The sequence below is a fragment of the Campylobacter concisus genome (genome assembly GCF_001891085.1).
In the GTDB taxonomy this organism is placed as follows: Bacteria; Campylobacterota; Campylobacteria; order Campylobacterales; family Campylobacteraceae; genus Campylobacter_A; species Campylobacter_A concisus_O.
On sequence record NZ_JXUP01000006.1, the window covers coordinates 1 to 24,256 of the forward strand.

The 24,256-nt window shown below is 36.8% G+C and carries 24 protein-coding genes, 1 tRNA gene and 1 pseudogene; 16 read left to right on the forward strand and 10 right to left on the reverse strand.

Annotated elements, in window-relative coordinates; translation table 11 throughout:
* Nucleotides 1-179 (forward strand): annotated as a pseudogene (locus TH67_RS05320) (tRNA 2-thiocytidine biosynthesis protein TtcA); the annotation flags it as partial.
* A gap of 230 nt (nt 180-409) precedes the next feature.
* Here the strand turns inward: TH67_RS05320 and recO are convergent.
* The 7 genes from recO to bamA form a co-directional block, all read right to left on the reverse strand.
* Nucleotides 410-1,024, reverse strand: a complete 615-nt coding sequence (gene recO, locus TH67_RS05325) for a recombination protein RecO (protein ID WP_072594688.1) — start codon at nt 1,022-1,024, stop codon at nt 410-412.
* A complete protein-coding gene (locus tag TH67_RS05330; RefSeq protein ID WP_072594689.1) occupies nt 1,025-1,948 on the reverse strand; it encodes a tRNA dihydrouridine synthase in 924 nt (307 codons plus the stop codon). It lies immediately after the preceding gene.
* On the reverse strand, nt 1,945-2,943 hold the full coding sequence (locus TH67_RS05335) for a uroporphyrinogen III synthase HEM4 (RefSeq protein WP_072594690.1): 999 nt from the start codon (nt 2,941-2,943) through the stop codon (nt 1,945-1,947). Before TH67_RS05335 ends, TH67_RS05330 begins: the two co-directional genes overlap by 4 nt.
* 9 nt (nt 2,944-2,952) lie before the next feature.
* Nucleotides 2,953-3,309 (reverse strand): RNA polymerase-binding protein DksA, encoded by a 357-nt coding sequence (dksA, locus tag TH67_RS05340; RefSeq protein ID WP_035167251.1) that lies wholly within the window; start codon nt 3,307-3,309, stop codon nt 2,953-2,955.
* Between the two features lie 10 nt (nt 3,310-3,319).
* Nucleotides 3,320-3,775 (reverse strand): 23S rRNA (pseudouridine(1915)-N(3))-methyltransferase RlmH, encoded by a 456-nt coding sequence (locus TH67_RS05345; RefSeq protein ID WP_072594691.1) that lies wholly within the window; start codon nt 3,773-3,775, stop codon nt 3,320-3,322.
* A gap of 2 nt (nt 3,776-3,777) precedes the next feature.
* On the reverse strand, nt 3,778-4,692 hold the full coding sequence (gene accD / locus TH67_RS05350) for an acetyl-CoA carboxylase, carboxyltransferase subunit beta (protein WP_072594980.1): 915 nt from the start codon (nt 4,690-4,692) through the stop codon (nt 3,778-3,780).
* Between the two features lie 129 nt (nt 4,693-4,821).
* On the reverse strand, nt 4,822-7,077 hold the full coding sequence (bamA, locus tag TH67_RS05355) for an outer membrane protein assembly factor BamA (RefSeq protein ID WP_072594692.1): 2,256 nt from the start codon (nt 7,075-7,077) through the stop codon (nt 4,822-4,824).
* Between the two features lie 89 nt (nt 7,078-7,166).
* Between bamA and TH67_RS05360 the strand changes: the two genes are divergently transcribed.
* The 12 genes from TH67_RS05360 (at nt 7,167) to ribD (ending at nt 18,686) form a co-directional block, all read left to right on the forward strand.
* Nucleotides 7,167-7,997: a prephenate dehydrogenase gene (locus TH67_RS05360; RefSeq protein WP_072594693.1), complete on the forward strand. Its 831-nt coding sequence runs from the start codon at nt 7,167-7,169 to the stop codon at nt 7,995-7,997.
* 62 nt (nt 7,998-8,059) lie between these two features.
* On the forward strand, nt 8,060-9,430 hold the full coding sequence (locus TH67_RS05365) for a M23 family metallopeptidase (protein ID WP_072594694.1): 1,371 nt from the start codon (nt 8,060-8,062) through the stop codon (nt 9,428-9,430).
* Nucleotides 9,431-9,492: 62 nt separating this feature from the next.
* A complete protein-coding gene (lpxC, locus tag TH67_RS05370) occupies nt 9,493-10,377 on the forward strand; it encodes a UDP-3-O-acyl-N-acetylglucosamine deacetylase (protein WP_072594695.1) in 885 nt (294 codons plus the stop codon).
* An 80-nt stretch (nt 10,378-10,457) separates the two neighbouring features.
* The gene (locus tag TH67_RS05375) at nt 10,458-10,820 is read left to right on the forward strand and encodes a glycoprotease (RefSeq protein ID WP_107690822.1); all 363 of its coding nucleotides are present in this window, start codon (nt 10,458-10,460) and stop codon (nt 10,818-10,820) included.
* Between the two features lie 8 nt (nt 10,821-10,828).
* Nucleotides 10,829-11,713 carry a homoserine kinase gene (gene thrB / locus TH67_RS05380; protein ID WP_072594697.1) on the forward strand — a complete coding sequence of 295 codons (885 nt, stop codon included), beginning with the start codon at nt 10,829-10,831 and terminating at the stop codon, nt 11,711-11,713.
* A gap of 99 nt (nt 11,714-11,812) precedes the next feature.
* A complete protein-coding gene (locus TH67_RS05385; protein ID WP_223154486.1) occupies nt 11,813-11,989 on the forward strand; it encodes a hypothetical protein in 177 nt (58 codons plus the stop codon).
* On the forward strand, nt 11,976-14,624 hold the full coding sequence (gene infB / locus TH67_RS05390) for a translation initiation factor IF-2 (RefSeq protein ID WP_072594699.1): 2,649 nt from the start codon (nt 11,976-11,978) through the stop codon (nt 14,622-14,624). The genes TH67_RS05385 and infB overlap by 14 nt, the downstream gene beginning before the upstream one ends.
* On the forward strand, nt 14,621-14,986 hold the full coding sequence (gene rbfA, locus TH67_RS05395; protein WP_021090755.1) for a 30S ribosome-binding factor RbfA: 366 nt from the start codon (nt 14,621-14,623) through the stop codon (nt 14,984-14,986). The genes infB and rbfA overlap by 4 nt, the downstream gene beginning before the upstream one ends.
* Nucleotides 14,979-15,395: a ribosome maturation factor RimP gene (rimP, locus tag TH67_RS05400; RefSeq protein WP_072594700.1), complete on the forward strand. Its 417-nt coding sequence runs from the start codon at nt 14,979-14,981 to the stop codon at nt 15,393-15,395. Before rbfA ends, rimP begins: the two co-directional genes overlap by 8 nt.
* Nucleotide 15,396: 1 nt before the next feature.
* Nucleotides 15,397-17,046, forward strand: a complete 1,650-nt coding sequence (locus TH67_RS05405; protein ID WP_072594701.1) for a formate--tetrahydrofolate ligase — start codon at nt 15,397-15,399, stop codon at nt 17,044-17,046.
* A gap of 11 nt (nt 17,047-17,057) precedes the next feature.
* A complete protein-coding gene (locus TH67_RS05410; protein ID WP_072594702.1) occupies nt 17,058-17,609 on the forward strand; it encodes a hypothetical protein in 552 nt (183 codons plus the stop codon).
* A 15-nt stretch (nt 17,610-17,624) separates the two neighbouring features.
* The gene (gene ribD / locus TH67_RS05415; protein WP_072594703.1) at nt 17,625-18,686 is read left to right on the forward strand and encodes a bifunctional diaminohydroxyphosphoribosylaminopyrimidine deaminase/5-amino-6-(5-phosphoribosylamino)uracil reductase RibD; all 1,062 of its coding nucleotides are present in this window, start codon (nt 17,625-17,627) and stop codon (nt 18,684-18,686) included.
* Here ribD and TH67_RS05420 read toward each other — a convergent pair.
* The 3 genes from TH67_RS05420 to TH67_RS05430 form a co-directional block, all read right to left on the reverse strand.
* The gene (locus tag TH67_RS05420; protein WP_072594704.1) at nt 18,683-19,546 is read right to left on the reverse strand and encodes a VIT1/CCC1 transporter family protein; all 864 of its coding nucleotides are present in this window, start codon (nt 19,544-19,546) and stop codon (nt 18,683-18,685) included. The two genes, ribD and TH67_RS05420, sit on opposite strands and share 4 nt — an antisense overlap.
* Nucleotides 19,547-19,600: 54 nt before the next feature.
* Nucleotides 19,601-19,685: transfer RNA gene (locus TH67_RS05425), tRNA-Leu, on the reverse strand.
* Between the two features lie 46 nt (nt 19,686-19,731).
* Entirely contained in the window at nt 19,732-20,034 is a 303-nt protein-coding gene (locus tag TH67_RS05430) for a F0F1 ATP synthase subunit C (protein ID WP_004317263.1), read from the reverse strand.
* Nucleotides 20,035-20,239: 205 nt separating this feature from the next.
* On the opposite strand from TH67_RS05430, the gene TH67_RS05435 reads away from it, so the two are divergent.
* From TH67_RS05435 to TH67_RS05445, 3 genes are read left to right on the forward strand one after another with little or no spacing between them, the layout of a single operon-like run.
* A complete protein-coding gene (locus tag TH67_RS05435) occupies nt 20,240-21,586 on the forward strand; it encodes a sodium-dependent transporter (RefSeq protein WP_081370916.1) in 1,347 nt (448 codons plus the stop codon).
* The gene (locus TH67_RS05440; protein WP_072594705.1) at nt 21,583-22,914 is read left to right on the forward strand and encodes a sodium-dependent transporter; all 1,332 of its coding nucleotides are present in this window, start codon (nt 21,583-21,585) and stop codon (nt 22,912-22,914) included. The genes TH67_RS05435 and TH67_RS05440 overlap by 4 nt, the downstream gene beginning before the upstream one ends.
* Nucleotides 22,914-24,254, forward strand: coding sequence for a sodium-dependent transporter (locus tag TH67_RS05445; RefSeq protein WP_072594706.1), 1,341 nt, complete (start codon nt 22,914-22,916; stop codon nt 24,252-24,254). The genes TH67_RS05440 and TH67_RS05445 overlap by 1 nt, the downstream gene beginning before the upstream one ends.
* Nucleotides 24,255-24,256 lie beyond the last annotated feature (2 nt).

Sequence of the window (24,256 nt, forward strand, 5' to 3'; positions counted from 1 at the left end):
GATGAAGCATGCCCTGCAATGAGATTTGACTGAAGATGCCGCATGCTAGATATGAAACCAAACAGCTTTTAGCAACATTAGAAAAAGAAAATCCAAAGCTTTTTACTTCGCTAAAAGCAGCATTTGAAAATATCCATACTGATACTTTTTTTGCTCTCAATAGCAGTAGTGAAGAGTAAAATTTTACTTGCTTTTTGGGACTAATCCCAAGAAGCAAGTTATAAATATTTCTATCTTAATTGGCTTTTATCAAAATAAATAAAAAATGTATGAATTGATAAAATTTTTGTACTTGTGCATAAATCAAAAGTGTAATATACAATAAATACAAATGCATTTAGTACAAAAACTACTGGTTAGAATTTTATAACTTAGAAAATTTAAGCTTAAAAAATAGTCATAATAGAGTTTAAAGCCCGTCAAGTAAAATTTTATAAAGGCGGTTTATCTCATCGTCATTTAGCTCGATCGTGCTTTTTGTATCAAACAAATTTTTGATCTTGCTAGTGTCAAATTCGCTCCTATCAAGGCAGTGCTTATGAGAGGGCAAAAAGCCACGAGTTAGGCAAAGCTCACTTTCTATCTCCTCATCGCAGATAAAGCACTCAAGCTCGCTGTGAAGCCTGCCTTCATACTCTAAAATTTTGACGTAGCTTTCGATGATAAGGCGTTTTGGATTTTGCAGCTGCATCTGTTTGGCGCAGCGATCAAGCTCGTTAAAATAAATTTCATCAAGCTGCTCGACCTCTTTTAGATGATCATAAAGTAGGCGCATGAACTGCTGCCAAATGATAAGTTTATCACGCTCTAACAGCCATTTAAATCCAAGATGAAGTATGCTTCTAAGCTTTGGTAGAAATTTTGCCTCTTGCTCTAGCTCAAAGTCGATCTTGTAGCCAGTCATGATGTTTGAGTGGCGAGCGCCAAAAAATCTATACGACTTTACAAGCAAATTTGGCGTTAGCACAAAGACTAAAAGGTCCTCATCTCTGACATTTTGCACGCGCAGGATATAGCCTTGCATCTAGGCAAAAAACTCCCTTATACGCTCTCTCATCGCTGTCACGTCTTTGATGAAATTTATATCGTTTCTAAAGGTTGTTGCGCCGTCGATGCCCTTGCTGTATTGATGCAAGTGCTTTCTAAATATGCAAAGTCCATGCTCTCCGTAGTGCTCGATCATCGCATCAAAGTGAGCTAGGACGATCTTTTGTTTTAGCGCCTTATCTACGCTAGTTTTGGTCTTTATCTCGTGAAATATCCAAGGGTTGCCGATGCTTGCTCTGCCGATCATTAGGGCGTCACACTTTGTAAGGTTTAAAATTTCATCTGCATTTTGTGCATTTATATCGCCATTTGCAACGACTGGAATTTTTACACTCGCCTTTACTCTAGCGATCGCTTCGTAATCAACCTTTGCACTGTATCCGCCAGCTCTGGTGCGTCCATGCACTGCGATGTAGTTTGCACCTGCTTCTTCGCAAGCTTTCGCGATTTTTTCTTCATTTTTATCGTTAAAGCCAAGTCTAAATTTAACACTCAGGCTTTGCTTGTTTGAAGTACTTTTTATGGCTGAGATTATATTTTGAAGTTTGTTAAGATCGTTTAGTAAAGCAGAACCCGCTCCTTGTCTAACGACCTTTGGTACGGGGCAGCCGCAGTTTAGATCGAGCCCATAAATCCCATCAAATTTATTGATTATCTTCACGGCTTTTTTTATATTTTCTATGTCACTGCCAGCTATCTGGACAACATATGGCTCTTCGTTTGAGGATTTTTTAAGCATTTCAAGAGTTTTGTCACTGCTCTCATAGACCAAGGCATTTGCGCTGATCATTTCGCTAACAGTGACATCACAGCCAAATTTCTTAACTACGCTTCTTAGTGGCAAGTCAGAAAAGCCAGCAAGAGGCGCTAAGAAAAGTGGCTTTTTGCTAAAGTCTATCATTTAAAAAATAGCGAGCTAGGCACCATTTTGCCGTTATCTCGTAAAAACAGCAAGACTTTTATCTCTTTAAACTCATCTGGGTCACTGCCTTCGATAGCCTCTCTTACTTTATCAAGCATTTGAAGCTCAAATAGTGCATAAACGTAAGCCTCATCAGCATCAGCATGGATGCTTTTTAGCTTCTCAAAGATGCCGATAAATGCATCTGGTTTTAGCTTATTTTTAAGCATTATGGCTGCTTTGTCGTATTGTGCTTTTGTTACTTTTGCGTTGTTTAAAAGATCAAAAATTTCATCACTGCTTAGATCGATCTCGTCATTTACAAAGCGAGTAATAATAAGCATTATATCTTCACTCGCTAGTTCAAAATTTAATCTTTTGATCTCGCTAAAAGAAGCTACTTTTATGAGTTTATCAAATGCAGCTTTTTTAAGGCTCTCATTTTGATCTTGATTTTTAAGTATGTCAAGATAGTAAGTAGGTAGTTGCTCGATCTTATTTAGCTCATTTAGGATATTTAACTTGCTATCTTTTGCTAATCTAAATTTCTTTAGATCGACGATCTCTTTATTTTTTATACTTTTTATAGTTTGTAAGATATTGTTTATCTCGGCATCATCTACACCGACATCTTTAAGCTCGCCTACTGGTGAGATAGAACGAGTAAGCTGTGAGGCGATCTTGTAAGTGTCGGTTTTGAAGTCTTTATTGCTCTCAAAGCCAAGAAGCGTCTCTTTGGCTAAATCTTTATAAAGCTGGCTATCCTTTTTGATCCATTTTTTATATCTATAAAAAGCATATCCATGATAAGCGATATGAAGTAGAGCAAGAAGTGCTAAAACAACTACCGGAAGAGCGACCCAAATAGCAATTGGCAAAGTTATAGTTTGGCCTAAAAGCTCAAATGTGTAATCAGAACTATTAAGAGAATAAGTAAGTCCTGCAACAACTACTATGTAGATTATGCAATAGACGAGAAATTTTCTAGTTTTCATATTTTCTCCTTAGTTTTTTGCTGTTTTTTCAATTATTTCACGGCAAGTTATGCAGTATTTTGCATGTGGTTTTACTTTTAATCGCGGTATGCTGATCTCCTCCTCACACATATCACAAATTCCATAAGTTTTATTTGCTATCTTCTCTAGTGCTTCATCTATCTCTGATAGCTCCGCTCTTTGTTGCGTCGAGATGGAATGCTCTATTAGCTGGTCTGTATTTACTGAGGCTATATCAAACTCGTCGCTTACGCCGCTATCTCTTAAGCCATTTACTTCAACAGATGAATCATAGATATTTTTTTTGATCTGTAATTTTCTTTCTTCAAGTAATTTTTTAAAAAAATTTAGCTCAGTTTGTGTCATTTATATTCCTTTATTTGTGGTATGGGTGGTTTGCATTTATGCAAAGTGCTCTAAAAATTTGCTCAAAAAGTACAAGCTTGGCAACCTTATGAGCCATCGTCATCTTGCTTAAGCTTATAATTTTTTGTGCTTTATTCTTTAAATTTTGGCTAAGGCCATAAGCTCCACCTATGAAAAAGTTAATTTGTGAATTTGAGTTTAAAATTTGTGCGAATTCTTGGCTGTCAAGTTGCAGTCCATTTTCATCAAGCATTACGCAAAAGCCTTTTAAATTTGGCTCATAAATTTCATCATAAGCTCTTAATGCTTCGCTTTTTCCGGCACTTTGAGCTTTTGCTATTTTTTCATTGAAAAAGACTTTATCGTTTATCTTGGCAAATTTTGCACTCATTTTTATATATTCTTGTATCTCGTTTTCAAAGTTGTCACGTGATGATTTTTGAATGCTAAAAACTGAAATTTCCAAATTTAGCCTTTGGTTTTTAGCTTTAGTTCAAAGTTGTTTTCACTCTCGTCTTGTTTATCTTTTTGATGTATCGTCTTATTATTTGTGAGAAATTTAACCATATCACTTATATATTTTTTATGTTCGCTTCTTGGCACAATGGCATCGATTAAGCCATGCTCTAATAAAAACTCAGCTCTTTGAAATCCCTCTGGAAGGTCAGCACCAATGGTTTGTTTGATGACCCTTTGACCAGCAAAGCCTATCAATGCGCCAGGTTCAGCGATTATTAGATCTCCAAGCCAAGCAAAAGAGGCACTAACACCACCCATCGTCGGATCAGTAAGTATTGAGATATAAGGTAATTTTGCTTCATCAAGTAGTTTTAAAGCAGCTGATGTCTTTGACATTTGCATCAAAGAGAATGTACTCTCTTGCATTCTAGCTCCACCTGAAGCACTCACTATGACTAAAGCTTGGCGTTTTTCTATCGCTCGTTTTATCGCTCTTACGATCTTTTCGCCCTCAACCGAAGCTAGTGAACCGCCCATGAAGCCAAAGTCAAAGACAACTAGCTGGATCTCTTGCCCGTCGCATTTGCCTTCGCCACATATCACTGAGCTTGTGCGTCCTGTTTTTTCTTTATTCTCTGTGATTCTTTTTTTATATGATTTTTTATCAACAAAATTTAATGGGTCTACCGGTTTTAAATTTGCGTCAAATTCTACAAAGCTATCTTCATCGCAGATCAAATTTATGCGATCGGTAGCTTTTAATCTCATGTGATAGCCGCATTTTGGGCATATATTAAAACAAGCTTCAACTTCTTTGTAGTACATCAGTGAGTGACAATTATCGCATTTCACCCAGTGTGTAGGTGCTTCTTCTGGACGAGGTTGAGCTTTTCTTATCTTTGAAAAAATGTCTGAGAAATTCATCTTTTTACCCACTTATATTAAAAATTGTGGGATTATATCTAATGTTAGCCTTGCTTTTTCTTATATGACTTAAAGTTTGTTTATTTGTGGAGGTTTAAAGGGGCAAGTTAGCCCCTTTAAAGTATCTTGTTAGAATCGTCTTCCGATAGTAAACTCAAATGTATTTGTATCATCGCCCTCTTTAGGTTTAAGAGCTTTTGCAAAGATTAGTTGAAGTGGCCCAATAGGAGTTATCCATTCTATGCCGGTTCCAACTGAAGATCTTTTTATCTCATTTAGGCTATTCTCACCGATCATACCGTAGTCATAAAATACAACGCCACGCATTTTGACACGATCTATTATAGGGAAGCTTATTTCAGCTGAATTATTAAATGAAGTTTCGCCGCCGTATTCGTAGTAGTCGCCATTATATTTTACCTTTGGAGATACAGTTCTGCTTTCGTAACCACGTAAGCTTCTTATACCACCAAGGTAAAGTCTTTCGTTGATCGGAGTATATCCTCTTTCCCAAATTTTGCCAAAGCTTGCTTTGTATCTTAAGATAAGATCGTAGTCGATGTACTCTCTAAGACCTAGGTAATAGTTAAAATTTGTGCGATTTTTGATAAAGTCTATATCGCCACCAAGCCCAGCTATCTCAAATGATGTACTAGCTATGATGCCACGTCTTGGCAAGTAATAATCATCAGTGCTATTATATGTTAAAGCTGGAGTTATGGCGCTTTTTATGGCTTTACCTTCTCTATAAATTTCTTTTTTGGTTTTTGTGTTGATATCTCTTAACTCATCATCTTTTAAGGTAATTCTGCTTTGCTCAATGTTGTAAGTAAGTGATGCACTTAAATTTCTAGTTAGTTTTCTACCTAGTGTTGTGCTAAAGCCATAGCTTCTCTCTTTATATGTTCTCCAGTCATAGTCATTTGCATAAAGTGTTCCGCCAAGGCTATACTCTGAGTCGAAAATTCTTGGGTTTGTAAGACTTATCTGACCTGAAAGCTCTCTGTCGCTTTTATCTACGCTTATTTGTCCTTGAAGACCAGAGCCAAAGATATTCGTGTCAGAAAGTGCAGCGTTTAGTAGTAGTCCGTCGCTGCTGCCGTATCCGATACCGCCGCTTATTGAGCCAGTTGAAGCCTCTTTTACTTTTACTTTTAGATCAACTGTATTTTTATCAACCGGATCTTCTTCTATCTCAACGTCATCAAAGTAGCTTGTTCTTTTTAGTGCATCTTTTGAGTCTTGAAGGTCGGTTCTACTATATAAATTTCCTTCAGTTAGATAAAGTTCGCGTCTTACAACGCGGTCAACAGTCCTATCGTTTCCTGAAATTTGAACATTTCTTATATATACTTTTTCGCCAGGATCGACTTCATAGTCAATATCGACAGTTTTATTCTCATCAAATTTATCAGTCTTTGGATAGACTTTTACAAATGCATAACCTTTGTCAGCAACCATATCATCGAGCTTTTTCATATCTTGGCGAAGTCTTGCTGAGTTCATCGTATCGCCAGCCTCAAGCCTAAAGTCATCTATAATCTTTTTGGTATCAAGCTCTAGCTCTTCAGGTGCTGTAATACTTACATTTGAAACCTTATAAGGCTCACCCTCATGAACATAATAAGTAAGATCAGCTGTGTAGTTATCAAACGATGAATTTAAATAAGGTGACGAAATAGTCGCGTCTAAATAGCCTTTTTGGAAATATTTGTCTTGTATTCTTGCTGGATCATTTTCAAGCTCAAAAAGTTTAACTTTACCGTCATTTCTGCCCCAAAGCCAACCCATAAATTCTCTACTTTTATTTGCAACTACTGGCTCAATGTCGTCATAATCAAACTCTTTTGCACCGACTAAATTTACATTTTTGATTATCATATTTTCGCCGCGGTTTATGTTGAGTGTTATAAAAAGTGAGCTGTCATTATCTGCAACTGGTTGTTTTTCTACGTCTACAACGGTATCAAAATAACCCTTTGACTCATAATACTGACGAATTCTCTCTTTAGTTTTTTCTATTGTAAGCTCATCATACATATTGCCTGGTTTGATATTGATTAACGACTCTATGGCAGTTTTGTCATTTGTTACGACGCCTTTTAGATCGACCCTAGCAACACTTGGCTTCTCTTTTACAGCTACTAAAAGATTACCATTGCCTGTATCTTCTATGTAGATATCGTCGAAATAATTTTGTTTGTATAAATTTGTGATCGCCTTATCGCTAAGCTTTGGGGTCAGATCCTGACCGACTTTTAAGCCCATTATTTGATTTGCTACTTCAGGCGAAAGGTGAATTAGGCCTTTAAAATTTATTGACTGGATTGTTTGTGCGCTTAGGCCACTGAAAGCTAATGCTAATAAAAATAATTTCTTTTTCATTAAATTTAACCTAGAGTTTTAGTATAAGTGCGTATAATATCATATTTTATTTTTAATAAATTTAAATTTTATAATTTTGAAGGTTTTTTATGAAAATAGGTATCATCGGACTTGGTCTTATGGGTGGCTCGCTTGGGCTAGCATTAAAAGATGAAAAATTAATCTCTTGTGTTAGTGGATATGACAAAGATGAAAATCATAGCAAAAAGGCCTTAGAACTTGGCTTGGTGCATGAAATTTTAAGCATTGACGAGATGAAAAAGAAGTGTGACATCATCTTTTTGGCTGTGCCAGTTGAAGCCATTGTGAGCATCGTGCAAAATTTAACCGATATTAGCGAAGATACAACTATTATTGATTTTGGCTCAACCAAACAAAAGATAATAGAAGCTGTGCCAGAAAAAATTCGTAAAAATTTCATCCCAGCTCATCCAATGGCAGGTACTGAGTATTCTGGTCCAGAGGCTGCTTTTAAATCACTTTACACAGGGGCAACTGTTATCGTTTGTGACTTTGCAGAAAGCGCAGAAAAACACGTAAAAAGAAGCGTTGAGCTATTTTCTTGCCTTGGTATGAAGATCATTTTTATGAGTGCGAAAGAACATGATCATCACGTGGGTCTTATTTCGCATTTGCCTCATGCGATTGCATTTTCTCTTGCGAGTGGAATTTTAAAAGAAGAGGATAAAAGGCACATCGTAGCACTTGGCGGACCTACATTTAAGGGCATGATACGTGTCGCAAAGAGTTCGCCTTTTATGTGGAGCGATATCTTTAAGCAAAATAAAAATAATGTTGTTGAAGCTATAAATATGTTTGAAAAAGAGCTAAATTTGTGCAAAGATCTCATCAAAGATGAACGCTGGGACAAACTTTTTGCCTGGATGAGCGACGCTAGGGCTGTAAGAGAAATTTTATAGTTAACTAAAAATTTATTGATTTACGTGTAAAATTTTGCAAATTAAATTCAAGGTAAAAATATATGTATAGACGTGGAATTGGTGGTTTTGGTATTGTTGTGCTTTTGCTAATTTTAATCTTAGCCGGTGGTTTTGGCTATGCTTTGATGTCAAAAGATTTTGAGCGAAATGAGCCGATAATTGGTGTTGCTGATAAGGTTTATTGGAATCTTAGAACCCCAATGAATATCAAATTTAAAGATGATAGTGGTATAAAATTTGTACGAATTAGTATGAATGATGGGAAAAATGATCTAAATTTATTAAATCAAATCATACAAAATCCAAGTACAGAGCTTGATGTAAATTTAACCTTTCCAAAGACTGGCTTTTTTGCTCAAAAAGATACCTATGAGATGAATATCGAAGCTGTAGATACTAGCAAATGGAGCTTTTTTACTGGCAATAAAGCTAGTAAAAAGGTTGAAGTGGTCCTTGATACTTCAAAACCTGATCTTTACGTGCTTTCGCAGTCTTATTCTATCTCAAAAGGTGGTAGCGCGGTTGTGGTCTTTAGAGCAACTGATAATCAGCTAAAAGAGGTCTATGTCCAGACAAATTTTGGTAAGAAATTTAAGGCAGTGCCATTTTATAAAGAGGGCTTTTATGCAGCACTTGTTGCTTGGCCAGTTCAGGTTGAAAATTTTAGTGCTGAGGTCATTGCAAGAGACTTTGCAGGCAACGAAAGTAAGTCACATGTTAGGTATTTTTACGAAAATGTAAAGTATAAAACTTCAACTATTGCATTAAATGATAGATTTTTAGATGGTAAGATAGTTGATTTAACAGATCAATATGCAAAAGATCCAAGCGCGCTTTCAAGGCTTGAAAAAATGAGATTTGTCAATGAAACGCTTAGAAATTCAAACGAAGAAAAAATAACAGCACTTACTACAAATCCTGGTGATGAGATGTTAACTGGCTTTAGTGTGACACCATTTTATCCACTAAGAAATGGTAAAAAAGTGGCTGACTTCGCCGATCACCGATACTATACATATAATAACGAGCAAGTAAGCGAATCATGGCATATGGGAATAGACTTTGCAAGTGTGGCTGCAGCTCCTATAATAGCTAGTAATGCCGGCCGTGTCGTACTTGCATCTGAAAATGGAATTTATGGATTAAATATTGTGATCGATCATGGATTTGGGCTTTATTCGCTTTATGGACACTGCTCAAGCACTAGAGTAAAAGAGGGCGATATGGTGGCAGCTGGCGATCAGATAGGTACTACTGGAACTAGTGGTCTTGCACTTGGTGATCATCTTCACTTTGGAATTTTGGTCCAAGGCGAAGAGGTGAGACCACAACAATGGATGGATAAAAAGTGGATAAAAGACAATATAACAAGTGTTTTAGATGCTGCAAAAGCGATGATAGACAAGAACTAAAAAATTTGCAAAATTGATTTTTTAGTGCTATCATAAGCGGATTAAAAATATAAGGAAAATTCTTGAAACAAACTACTATCGCAAGACGCGTTGAGACCGTTGGTATAGGGCTTCATAAAGGTGAGCCGATAAGACTTATACTAGAACCTCTTGATGCAAATTCTGGTATTATTTTGCACCGCGAAGATCTTGGAATTAGTTTTAAAGCTGAACCTAAAAATGTTATAAATACGCAGATGGCAACCGTTGTTGGCAATGAAAAGGGCTTTATTAGTACGATTGAGCATCTAATGTCAGCCATAAATGGTTATGGCATTGATAATATTAGAATCTCTGTTGATGCAAATGAAATTCCAGTGATGGATGGTAGTGCAATAAGCTTTTGTATGCTACTTGATGAAGCTGGTATAAGATATCTTGATGCTGGCAAAAAAGTAATTCTTGTCCGCCGTGAAGTTGAGGTTGTTGAGGGTTCTAAATTTGTGCGAACTTCACCTTCAAGAAGTCCAAAATTTGACTATACGATAAAATTTGATCATCCAGTTATTGGTAAACAAAGATATGTTTTTGATTTTAGTAAAAGCTCGTTTATAAAAAATATAGCTCGTGCTAGAACTTTTGGATTTTTGAAAGATTTACAGCGTTTGCAAGCTCAAAATTTAGCCCTTGGTGCATCACTTGATAATGCCGTGGCAATCGATGATACGCATATCCTAAATCCAGAAGGCTTGAGATTTGAAAATGAGTTTGTAAGGCACAAAATTTTAGATGCGATTGGTGATTTGAGCTTGCTTGGAGCGCCTTTGTTGGGCGATTATACAGCATTTGCTGGAAGCCATGACCTAAATCACAAATTAACTCTTGCTTTGATGTCCGATGAGAAAAACTACGAGATCGCAACTCTAAATGGTGAACTTCTAAAAGAGTATCAAAAGGTATTTGCATAGAAAATATTGAAATTTTAGTTGTCTCTTTATCTACTCCGCTTTTAGTTGGAGTATATAAAGACGGCGTAAAATTTGATGAAATTACGACTGATGAACATGTCAGTGAAGCTTTGATAAAAATCTTAGAAAATTTATCCTCTAAATTTAATATCACAAAAATTATCTATGCAAATACGCCTGGAAGCTTCATGGGGCTAAAGGTGGCCTATGTTATTTTAAAGACTTTCTCTTTAGCAAAGGGTTGTGAATTTTATGCGGTTAGCGGCTTTAGCTTAAATGGCAGCCAAGCGATCAGAGCAAATAAAAATTTAAGCTTTGTTTTAAAAGATGGCAAAATTTTACTTGAAAAAGTAGAGCCAGTAGGATTTAGGTTGCCTTTAAATTTAGATGAATTAAAACTAAATTCAGATACACTTCCAGATTATATCATCCAAGCAGTTTAGGAGAAATTTTGAATATCTTAGTCCCTGCAACAAGTGCGAATTTGGGTCCTGGTTTCGATGCTTTGGGGCTTAGTCTGAAGCTTTTTAATAGCGTGAAAATCGAGCCAGCAAAATTTAGCTCAGTATCGATAAACGGCGAAGGCAGTGGAAGTGTAAATTTAAAGAGAAATAATATATTCTTAAGTATTTTTAATGAAATTTTTTTTGAGCTAACTGGTAAAAATGAAAATTTTAGAGTCGTTTTTGAAAATAATATCCCATTTTCAAGGGGGCTTGGCAGTAGCTCCGCTGTTATCGTTGGAGCCATTGCTTCAGCCTACGAAATGGCTGGCTTTAAGGCAAGCAAAGAGACAGTTTTAAATAAAGCTATCATCTATGAAAACCATCCTGATAATATCTCGCCAGCAGTTCACGGCGGATTTATCAGTGCGATCGTAAAAAATGGTAATGTTTACGCAAATAAAATAAATTTAAGTGACGAGATAAAGGCAGTAGTTGTTATCCCAAATAAACCAATGAGTACATCCTCGTCAAGACAAATTTTACCAAAGAACTATACGATGAAAGAATGCGTAAATAACTTATCTCATGCCGCTTTTTTAACGTCTTGTTTTTATGAAAAAAAGTATGATCTCTTAAAAATAGCAAGCAAAGATTTGATGCATGAAGAGCGTAGAATGCATGCTTTAGAAGAGCTTTTTGAAGTTAGAAAAGTAGCTTATGAAAATGGTGCTTTAATGAGCACGCTTTCAGGCTCAGGCTCAAGCTTTTTAAATATCGCTTACAAAGATGATGCTAAAAATTTACAAGATATTTTAAAGAGTAAATTTAGTGATTTTAGGGTTGAGGTTTTTTCATTTGATAACGATGGATACGAAATTACGCAAAGCTAAAAACAAGTTTAAAAAGATATAATGAACAAAAATAATCCTGTAAGGACATGTGTCGCTTGTAAAATTAAAATTTCTCAGAGCTTGCTAAAAAGATACCGCTTGGTAGGTAAGAATTTAGAGCATGGCAAAGGAAATGGTCGTAGCTTTTATCTGTGCGACAAATGTATGCAAAAAGATATAAAAATTTTAAAAAAAATAATTGATAAACAAACTAAAGGTGCTTTTATTTGTGATGCACCGAAGTTAAAGGAGATACTCTTAAATGAGCAATGTTAGGATTTCAGAGATCGCAAACGAGCTTGGCTATCCAAGTAAAGAGATAGTAGAAAAAGCTCAAGAGTTAGGATTAAAAGTCAAAACTCACTCAAATGCAGTTAGCCTTGAAGAGGCCGAAGCTATATATGAATATGTTCAAACTGGCGTGATACCAGATAAATTTAAAAAGAAAAAGAGTGAACCTAAACCAAAAAAAGAGCCTAAAAAAGAAGTAGAAAAAGAGCCAGTAAAAAAAGAAGAAAAACAAAAAAGTGAATCTAAAAAAGCTACTACTAAAACTGAGTCAAAGTCGGTAAAAGCTGAGCCTAAGAAAGAGGCACAAATTTTAGAAGAAAAACAAAAAATTGAGCCTAAAAAAGAAGAAATCAAAGTAGAGCAAAAACAAGTCGAAGCTCCAAGGCCAAAAGAGAGCTTGGCTGATGTGACTCAAAAAAGACGTGGCCTTGTGATAGTAAAAAAGAAAAAAGATTATGAAACGCCAATTGCTACAAAAGAAGAGAAAAAGCCTGAACCAAGCATAGCTAATATAAGCGATTTTAAAAGTATGTTTTCAGCAAATGATGAAAATTTAGCTAAGAAAAAGAAAAAAGATAAAAAAGTAGTTGTTGCAAGTAAAAAGGATAGCGCCCAGAAGATGGATCTGCTTGACGGAAGTGATTTTGGTGACATAGTGCTAGAAGATGAAGATGTAGTTGTTCTTCCTGATTTTAGTTTTAAAACTCCGGCACCAGCACCAGCTCAAAAGACAAAACAGCCAAATGTTATGAGAACTACGGTCAATAATACAATAAATTCTTTTGGCGAGGGCGGCATTCAAAGAAGAGCTAGAAAAAAACACAAAAAGCCTGAAAATAAACAAAATAATGAAGCTGTGACGTCTATAAATATTCCAAAAGAAATTCGTGTTTATGAATTTGCTGAAAAGCTAAACAAACAGCCAAGCGAGATCATTGGTAAGCTTTTCATGCTTGGCATGATGACAACAAAAAATGACTTTTTGGATGAAGATGCGATAGAAATTTTGGCTGATGAGTTTAATGTAGAGGTTAATATCATCGATGATCAAAAAGAATTTGACTACGTAGCAGCCTATGAAGAAGAGATAAAAGACGATGAAAATCTCCAGCCAAGAGCACCAGTCATAACCATCATGGGTCACGTTGATCATGGTAAAACTTCATTGCTTGATTACATAAGAAAATCACGTGTAGCAGCAGGAGAGGCCGGTGGTATCACTCAGCATGTTGGTGCTTATATGGTAAATAAAAACGGCAAAAACATCACATTTATTGACACCCCAGGTCACGAAGCATTTACTGCTATGCGTGCAAGAGGTGCTGGTGTAACTGATATAGTTATCATTGTTGTTGCAGCAGATGATGGCGTAAAACCACAAACAAAAGAGGCGGTCAGCCACGCAAAAGCTGCTGGTGTACCAATAATCATCGCTATAAACAAAATGGATAAAGAGTCAGCAAATCCTGACCTAGTAAAGACTGGTCTTGCCGAGCTTGATATCATGCCAACAGAGTGGGGTGGAAAATATGAATTTGTGCCAATCTCTGCAAAAACAGGCATGGGTATAGATGATCTGCTTGAGATCGTACTTTTACAAGCTGACCTTTTAGAGCTAAAAGCAAATCCAAAGGCAAATGCAAAAGCAACTGTCATCGAGAGCTCACTTCAAAAAGGTCGTGGCCCAGTCGCTACTATCATCGTTGAAAATGGCACGCTTCATGTTGGAGATACTGTCGTAGCTGGTGTTGCATATGGAAAGATAAGAAGCTTGCTTGATGACCAAGGTAAGCCTTTGCAAGATATAAAACCAGGCGAATGCGGTGTTATAGTAGGTCTTAGCGAGATAGCAGAGGCAGGCGAGACATTAATAGGCGTAAAAACTGACAAAGAGGCTCGTGAATATGCGCAGAAAAAGGCTGAATATATCCGCCAAAAAGAGCTTAGCAAGAGCACAAAAGTTAGTATTGACGAGCTTAGTGCTAAGATCGCTGAGGGTGAGTTAAAGACGCTTCCAGTTATTATTAAAGCTGACGTTGGTGGCTCACTTGAGGCGCTAAAAGCAAGTCTAGAAAAACTAGCAAATGATGAGATCAGGGTAAATGTCATCCACTCAGGCGTTGGCGGCATCACACAAAGCGATGTAGCACTTGCTAGTGCGAGCGAAGACTGTATAATCCTTGGTTTTAACATAAGACCAACTGGCGAGATAAAAGAAAAGGCAAAAGAGAATGGCGTTGAAATTAAAACTTATAACGTTATTTATAATTTAATTGACGACGTGAAGGCAATTTTAGGTGGATTAATGTCACCGATAATTAGAGAAGAGCAGCTTGGTCAAGCTCAGGTTCGTCAAGTGATCCATGTGCCAAAAGTTGGTGCTATCGCTGGATGTATCGTTACTGAAGGCACGATAAACAGAGGTGCAAAAATTCGCCTTATTAGAGAAGGTGTGGTCGTTTACGAGGGCTCGGTAAGCTCATTAAAACGCTTCAAAGATGACGTCAAAGAGGTTGCTAAAGGTTATGAGTGTGGCGTTGGTATCGAAAATTTCAACGATATTAGAGAAAATGACTATATCGAAAGCTTCAAAGAAGTCAAGGAGAAAGCTACTCTATGAACGCTAACGAGATAAAGCGTATGAGAACAGAGAGTGTGCTAAAAGAGCTCATCCCAGAGGCTTTAGCTACTCTTGAAGATAGCATTTTAAAGGGGCTTTGTGTCACTGATGTCGAGTGTAAAAAGGGCAGATACGACGCCTTTGTTTATCTTGATAAGATGGCTTTTGATGAGCGTGAACAAGAGTATATTTTGGGACATTTAAAGCGAGTTTGCAGGCATTTGCAAAACCACTGCATGGCAGCTGAGGGCTGGTACAGATGCCCAAATTTTCACTTTAAATTTGATGATAGATTAGAGTATCAAAACCATATGGATAAGTTGTTTGATAAAATTTCAAAGGATTTAAACAAAAATGGATAATTTAGACAAACTAGTAGGCGAATGCGGTGTCGAGCTTTACGACAGCGAGATCGCAAATGAAAATGGCAGGGCTATTTTTAGAGTTTATATCACAAAAAATGGTGGAGTTAGCCTAGATGACTGTGAAAAAGTAAGCCGTCTACTCTCGCCTATTTTTGATGTGACACCGCCAGTTAGCGGGGATTATAATCTCGAAGTTAGCTCACCTGGTCTTGAGAGAAAGCTTAGCAAGCCATCTCACTTTAAAGCGAGCGTTGGTGAGCTAGTTAAAGTTCAAACCGAGGCTGAGAAATTTGCAGGAAGGCTCGTAAAAGCGGACGAAGAGAGCATCGCAGTTGAAAACGAAGAGGGAATTTTTGAAATTAACATCAGTGAGATAAAAAAAGCAAAAACATATTTGGAGTGGTAAAATGCTAAGCGATATCGAGATAACTCACCAAACAAAACTTGAACACATCAGTAAAGTTGCCGCAAAACTAGGCTTAAACGAAGACGAGCTTGAGCTTTACGGCAAATTTAAGGCTAAAATCTCCCCTAGACTTGAGCCATCAAACTCAAAGCTCATCTTAGTCACCGCGACTAACCCAACCCCATACGGCGAGGGCAAAACGACTATGTCGATCGGTCTAGCTGACGCACTAAATTCACTTAATAAAAAGGTTTGCCTAGCACTTCGCGAGCCATCTTTGGGGCCAGTTTTTGGCATAAAGGGTGGAGCAGCAGGTGGTGGCTACTCGCAGCTTGCGCCGATGGAGGATCTAAATTTACACTTCACTGGCGATTTTCATGCTATAACATCAGCAAATAACCTTATTTCAGCGATGATAGATAATAGCCTCTATCAAGAAAACCCACTAAAAATAGAGAAAATTTTATGGAAGCGCTGTATGGATATGAACGATCGCGCGCTTAGATTTATCACTGTGGGACAAGGCGGCAGGACAGATGGCGTACCAAGAGAAGATGGCTTTAATATAACCGCCGCAAGCGAGATCATGGCTGTGCTTTGTCTAGCCACAAGCTTATCAGATCTAAAAGAACGCGTGGCAAATATTATAGTCGCCTATGATAGCGACAAAAAGCCTATCTATGTACGCGATCTTGGCTGCCAGGACGCTGTTTGTATACTTTTAAAAGATGCGATCAAGCCAAATTTATTTCAAACGCTTGAACACACACCTACGCTCGTGCATGGTGGCCCATTTGCAAATATCGCGCATGGCTGCAACTCCGTTATCGCAACAAAAACAGCTCTAAATTTAGCTGACTACGTCATCACTGAAGCTGGCTTTGGCTCTGAACTTGGCGCGGAGAAATTTTTAGATATAAAATGCAGGGTTGCTGATATCAGGCCAAGCGCTGTGGTGCTTGTAAGTACGATCAGATCACTAAAATATAACGGCGAAGCAAATAAAGATGAGATCACAAAACCAGATATGAATGCCCTTAAAAAAGGTATCGAAAACCTTGGCGGACACATCGAAAATTTAAAAGGTAAATTTGGTCAAAACGTAGTTGTGGCGCTTAATAAATTTGGCTTTGACACAGATGAAGAGATAAATTTTGTAAAAGGGTATTGCCGTGAGCTTGGTGTAGAAGTGGCAGTTTGTGAGAATTTCTTAAAAGGTGGTAAAGGTGCGCTTGAGCTTGCTGAGCTAGTTTTAAAGGCGTGTGACAAGCCAAGCAAGATAAATTTTACATACGAGATGAGCGACGATACAAAAACCAAAATAGAAAAGGTCGCTAAGGAAATTTATGGAGCTGGCGAGGTGGTCTTTGAGGATGCTGCGCTTAAAAAGCTTGAGATGATAAAAGAGCTAAATTTGAGCCATTTGCCAGTTTGTATCGCAAAAACTCAGTATTCATTTAGCGACGATGCGAAGCTTTTGGGCAGAGCAAAGGGCTTTACATTTAGTGTAAAAGACCTTGACATTAGAACCGGGGCTGGCTTTATCGTCGCAGTTTGCGGTAAGATCATGCTAATGCCAGGACTTCCAAAAGTGCCAGCTGCTGTCAATATGAAGATAGATGCCAACGGCAAGATCGACGGCTTATCGTAAATTTAGAAAATATGAAATTTGTAAAAATACTCTTTTTAATAGTTTTAAGTGTTTTCTTCGTTGGATGCTCGGGAAGATATAAATATAATGTTGAGCCAACACCGATACAAAAAGGCGTGGCTAAATACATTGTTAGTGATTTTAACCTAACATTGACGAATCAACCAACTAGATACGAGCACAACACTAACTATAAAAATGAAAGCGAGCTTCGTGATGAGTTTGTGGAATTTATAAACAAACATCTAAAAGAGCAGGGCATTTTAGGGGACGAAAATAGCTTCAAGATAAAAATACAAATGGACTATGAAAGATGGTTTAACTGGGGTGGCAAGGCGTTAAACAAGCCACACTTTCGCTATAGCGTGAAAATTTATGATAACACTGATAGGCTTTTGGTTTCTTACGCTATACCAGTTTCTACAACGAAATATAGCTATTTTAAAGAGATCGCGGTTTTGGCAGAGATTGCTGCTTTTAGGTGGGACGCAGAGGATGAGCCGACCGATATCGACTTGATCTCAAAAACTCTTGTTGATGAGATAAAAAATATAGGAAAATAAATATAGTCTGCTAAGATGAACGACGAATTTTACATGGATCTTGCTTTAAGCGAGGCTTGGAAATTTCAAATATTAACCTATCCAAATCCAGCCGTTGGATGCCTTATCCTTGATGAAAATGGTCAAATTTTATCTTGTAAGGCTCATGAAAAAGCTGGATTTTTACACGCTGAACCGACAGCGATACTCTTTGCGCTTTGCAAAAAAAGTGAAAAATTTAAAGATGATTTTATAAAAGCTTATAACGATAAATTTAGCTCTAATATAAAAGAGGGCGAAATTGGCCTTTTGGAGCCAAAATTTACCTATGAATTTATACTAAAAAATCACTCAAATTTACTAAAAAATGCAAAAGCTTACGTCACTCTTGAGCCTTGCTTACATCATGGTAAAACGCCACCTTGTGCAATTTTGCTAAAAGAGCTTGGTTTTAGAGAGGTGATAATAGGTAGCCACGATGAAAATAAAATCGCAAGTGGTGGTGGAAATTTACTTCAAAGTGCTGGGCTGAAAGTTAAATTTGGCGTTTTAAAAGAGCGTTGCGATAAGCTACTTGAGCCATTTTTGGCCTATCAAAATGGTGGTTTTAGTTTTTTAAAAATCGCTCTTAGTAAAAACGGCGTGGCAAGTGGTGGCATCATCACAAACGAGCTTAGCCGCACGCATGTCCATAAACTAAGAAGCGTCATAGATACGCTAGTGATCGGCGGCAACACAGTGCGAATAGACCGGCCAAAGCTTGATAGTAGGCTAGTAAGTGGTGGCAAAAATCCAGATGTCATAATCTACTCAAGAAGTGATAAATTTGATAAGACAATACCACTTTTTAGCGTACCAGATCGCAAAGTTAGCATTCAAAAAGAGCTTAGTTTAAAAGGACTTAGTATGTTTGAAGGCGCTGGTGAGTTTTTAAAACTTGCAAAAGATGGCAAGTTAGCAAACGTGAAATGGCTGCTTATCTATCAAAGCTCAAATTTTAAGGATGGTAAAAACCTGAGCCTTGATCTAAATTTAAAACCACTATTTAGTGGAAATTTTGGAGACGATAGCTACACCTGGTATGAAATTTTGGATTAAATATCTAAGCCAAAATAGTGCTTGACTAAAAAGCCAATGCCAAATGAAATGATCGCAACACCAAAAGTTATCACACACATTTCAACCACTCTTGGTAAAAATTTAAGCTCTTTTGCCACGCTTATGTAAAAGTTGTAAGTGATAATGGCAACTAGCGCAAAGAAAAACATCGACAAGACAGCGTAAACACCACTTGAAAAGATGAAAAATGGAAGTATCAAAAACGCCGTTGTTATGATGTAAGAACCACCTGTGTAGAGCGAATAGATAAGTGGTTTGATCTCGTCACTTGGATTTTCTTTTGACTCAAGATAGGCCGATCCTGCCATAGAAAGTGCAGCTGCAATGCCCATGATAAGGCCCGTTGCACCAACTGATTTTGTATTTGAAAAAGCTAGAGCGATGCCACTTAGTGTGCCAGTTAACTCAACTAATGCGTCATTCATACCAAGAACAATGCCGCCGGCATTTACGAGCTTTGTATCTTTTAGCATAGAGATTAAATTGTTTTCATGATTTACTTCTTCATCATAAATATCTCTAGCCTCAGGATACTCATCAACGATACCAAGATAAAATTGCTCTGCGTCTTCTTCACGTGACTCCATAAATTTTAAAGTAAAAGATGTTCCAAAAATTTTAACGAGTATCGTATAGAAGATAACTTTGAATAAATTTGCAGTTCTACTCTCACCTGTTATCTTTTGGCAAAAAGCATAGTGTCGTTTTTCCTCAGTGATTAATTTACGAAGTATTTTTTTATTTTCTTCATTTTTTTCACTAGCTTCGAGTAACGTATAGATGGCGGTATCATCTGCTTCGTTTTGTAGCTGTTTTAAAGCACGCTTTTTATCTAGCATAAATTCCCCTTTTTAAATTTTGTAAGATTTTGGATTTTGAAGTATAAGATTAGATGGTGCGATCAGCGAGACTCGAACTCGCACACCTAGCGGCACTACCCCCTCAAGATAGCGTGTCTACCAATTCCACCATGATCGCAAAAAGAGTAAAAGCCCCAAAGAGGGGCTAAATTTAAGCTTTACGCTTAGCCAAGCATTGGGTTTGCGTAAAGAACGATAAGTGTAATAACAAGTGCGTAGATAACTTGTGCTTCGATCATCGCAAGAGCGATAAACATTGTAGTCATAAGTTTGCTGCCAACACCTGGGTTTCTAGCTGTTCCACTAATTGTTGCAGCAGCTGTATTGCCCATACCAATAGCGCCACCAAGAGCTGCAAGGCCAAGGCCAATACCACCAGCGATAACTGAATATGATCTAATCATCTCGCCATCAGCGCCAAATGCGAATGCAGCAAGACCAAGAATTAAAAACACGATCTTTTTCATCGTTGCTCCTTTAAAATTTTAAAGCTCTTTCGGATCTGTCCCCTACTTAAACTTTATGAGCCGTAATATTACAAAAACAAAACTTTGTTTCAAATAAAAACACTAAAAATTTAAATCGCCCATAAAAAATTCTTGGCTTAGAAAAATAAAAGTTTTTTTATGTTATCTTTGAAAAAATTAATTTATTCTTAATCTCAGGTAATCAATGATAAATGAAAAATTTTCAAAAATAGGCTTCGTTCTTGCTATGGCAGGATCGGCTGTTGGACTTGGTAATGCATGGAAATTTCCAACAATGGTAGGAAACAATGGCGGTTCAGCGTTTATAATTTTATATTTACTTCTCACGTTTGCTATCGCTTTTGTGGCGTTTTTAGCAGAGCTTAGCATTGGTAAGCTTGGTGAGAGTGACGTTGTAAGCTCCATTTATAAACTTGCTCCAAAACACAAAAAAATATGGTCTTTTTCAGGCTTTTTTATGATAGGAGCGATACTTATTGCTTCGTTTTATATGGTTGTCATTGGCTGGATATTAAAGTATATTTATCTTGGCTTTTCGCCACTTTTAAGCAATCAAGAAGAGGCAGCCCAGCAGTTTAATACACTTTTGGCAAATGATCTAACCAGTGCCATGCTTTGCTTTAGTCTAGTCTTTTTAATGGTATTTTTTGCTGTTTCAAAAGGTGTGAAAAGTGGCATTGAAAAGCTAAATATCTGGATGATGCCGGGCCTTTTTATACTTCTTGTTTGTATACTTTTTTATGCAATTAGTATGGGTGATGGCTTTGTTAAGGCGGCTAAATTTTTATTTGTACCAAATTTTAGCGCTATCACGCCAGATGTTGTTTTACAAGCTCTTGGACTCGCGTTCTTCTCGCTATCTATGGGTGTTGGCGTCATACCGACATACGCTGCAAATTTACCAGAGCAGACAAATCTTATAAAATCAACGCTTTCTATCATCTTTATAAACATATTAATAGGCATTATGATGGGACTTGTGGTCTTTACGTTTATATTTGCTTATGGAGCTGATAGCACGGCAAGTGGCCCAGGGCTTATTTTTATCTCACTTGTTACACTTTTTGCAAAGCTTGGGATAGTTGGCAATGTCATGGCCATCGCATTTTTTGTTTCACTTTTATTTGCTGGTGTTACAAGTGCTGTTTCGATGATTGAACCATTTGCTTATTATTTGGTTAGAAAATTTGAAATTTCACGCAAAATAGCTCTTGTTTATATTGGAATTTTTGTCTATATTTTAGGCCTTTTTTGTATTTTTTCATATTATGCGCAGACGGCTAATATTTTTAGTATTTTTGGCAAGCCAGTCTTTGATGCACTTGATTTTCTTACTTCAAATATCATGATGCCAATAGGTGCCATAATTTTTAGTTTTTTTGTTGGCTATAAACTTAAAAAAGAGAGCCTATATCTACTCTTTGGCGAATTTATGGGAAAAGTATTCTTTGAAATTTGGTACTTCACTCTAAGATATATCGTGCCAATTGCAATTTGTGCCATCATGATCTATCAAATAGCAGGTAAATGATGGATAGATTTAGTAAAGTTGGTTTTGTTCTTTCTATCATTGGAGCGGCTATTGGCCTTGGTAATGCATGGAAATTTCCATATATGGTCGGTAGTAATGGCGGTTCAGCATTTATTCTTATATATTTATTTTTTGCTTTTGTTGTTGGACTTAGTATATTTTTTGCTGAGATGGCAATGGGCAAAATTTCATGCCTTGATACGGTTGGAGCATTTAAGAGTCTAGCTACAAAGGGGGCAAATTCTTGGAAATTTGCTGGTGTTGTGATGGTGACAGGGTTATTCATCGCATCTTTTTACACACTCATCATTGGTTGGGTTTTAAAATACGTTATCTTAAGTCTTGGTGAGCTTCCAAAAGATATGGCAAGCTCAGAAGCGCTTTTTGTAAATTTTACTTCAAAGGGCATAGAGGAGCAAATTTTATATTTTAGCATCGCTTTTTTTGCCTACTTTTTTATACTTACAAAAGGTATAAAAAGTGGAATAGAACGTATAAATGTATATCTTATTCCAGCACTTTTTATTTTGCTTTTGCTTATGCTTGGCTACTCTTTTGGCATGAATGGATTTGATGAGGCGGCTAAATTTTTACTTGTACCTGATTTTTCAAAGATAGATCAAAGCGCTATCTTAAATGCTCTTGGGTTAGCTTTTTTTACGATGTGTATTGGCATTGGCTGCATTTTAACTTACTCATCAAGCCTAGGCAATGATACAAATTTATTCACTTCATCACTTTATGTAGTCTTTGCAAATATAATTATTAGCGTAATTATAGGACTTATAGTTTTTACATTCACCTATGAATTTGGCTCAGAGCCATCAAAGGGTGCAGGGTTAGCATTTATCTCGCTTCCAACGCTTTTTGCAAAGCTTGGTTTGCTTGGGAATTTCTTAGCTTTTGCATTTTTTACATCTTTATTTTTTGCTGGTATAACATCGGTTATTTCGCTAGTCGAGCCATTTATATTTTTCTTAAATAAAAGTTTGGGATTTAGTAGAAATAGATCAATTATCATTGTCGGTGCCGTAGTTTATGTTTTAGGGATTTTATGTGCATTAAGCGGTATTGGCAATTTTAAAGAAGCACTTACATTTTTTGGTAAGAGTTTTTTTGATTTGCTTGATTATCTTAGCTCAAACATTATGCTCCCACTTGGTGGCATTATATTTGCCATTTTTGTTGGGTACTTTATGAAATTTGAGCTTTTAAAAGAGCTATTTTTGCCTTATATGGGTGAGATTGTTTTTAAAATTTGGTATTTTTTAATAAGGTTTGTGGCACCAGTTCTAGTTTTTGTGGTGTTAGTAAGGGAGATTGCATAATGGCAAAAGAACAGTTTTCTAAAATAGGTTATGTTTTAGCAGTTGCAGGGTCAGCTGTTGGACTTGGCAATGCGTGGAAATTTCCATATATGGTCGGTGAAAATGGTGGATCGGCATTTGTTATTTTATATCTTTTGATAACGTTTTTAGTTGGTATACCTATCTTTATGGCAGAGCTTAGTATTGGCAAGCTTAGTGAGAGCGATAGTGTAAATGCCTTTAGAAAGTTGGCAAATAAAAATAAAAATTTATGGCAGTTGGTTGGAATTTTAGCTATGGTAACCGCAGCTATAATCTCATCTTACTACATCGTGATCATCGGTTGGGTCTTTAAGTATTTCACACTATCTTTTACTGGTCTTCCAAACGATATAGAAAGTTCAAAAGTAATATTTAACGAGCTTCTTACGCATGGTCTTGGCGAGCAGACGCTTTATTTTGTTATTGCATTTGTAGCTTGCTTTTTTATCCTTTCAAAAGGAGTGAAAAGTGGCATTGAAAAGCTAAATGTTTGGATGATGCCAAGCCTATTTATTATGGTTTTAATCATGCTTATCTTTTCTATGACGATGAATGGCTTTACAAAATCTGCTGAGTTTTTACTTGTTCCTGACTTTAGTAAAATTTCATTTAACTCGCTCTTGCTTGCTCTTGGGCTTGCTTTTTGGACACTATCTCTTGGTATGGCAGCGATCATTACATATTCAGCTAGCCTAAGCGATGATACAAATTTAGCCACTTCTACGTTAAGTATCGTCTTTATAAACATCGTCTTAGCCATCATGATGGGTCTTGTTATCTTTACATTTATATTTGAATTTGGCGCAGAGCCGTCTCAAGGACCAGGACTTGTCTTTATCTCGCTTCCAACGCTCTTTGCTAAGCTTGGTGTGATAGGTCAAATTTTAGCTATAGCATTTTTTGCAGCACTTATTTTTGCTGGCATTACTTCAGCTATCTCTATCGTAGAGCCGTTTGTATTTTTCTTGATCAGAGAGTATGGCATTAGCAGGATAAAAGCTCTTAGCATAGTTGGAGTCGGTGTTTTTGTTTTAGGATTTTTATGTCTTTTATCAAATATAGAAAATGTTGGCGACAAATTTATGCTCTTTGGTAAAAATTTCTTTGATTTTCTTGACTTTACCGCTTCAAATGTTCTGCTTCCAATTAGTGGTATTGGTGGAGCGATATTTGTTGGATATTTTATGAAAAGAGAGGCACTTTATGTGCTATTTAGTCCATATATGAGCGACTTTGTATTTAGTGCGTGGTATTTTTTATTAAGATATGTAGCGCCAGTTTGCGTCTTTATCATCATGATAAATAAATTGTTTTTTTAAGG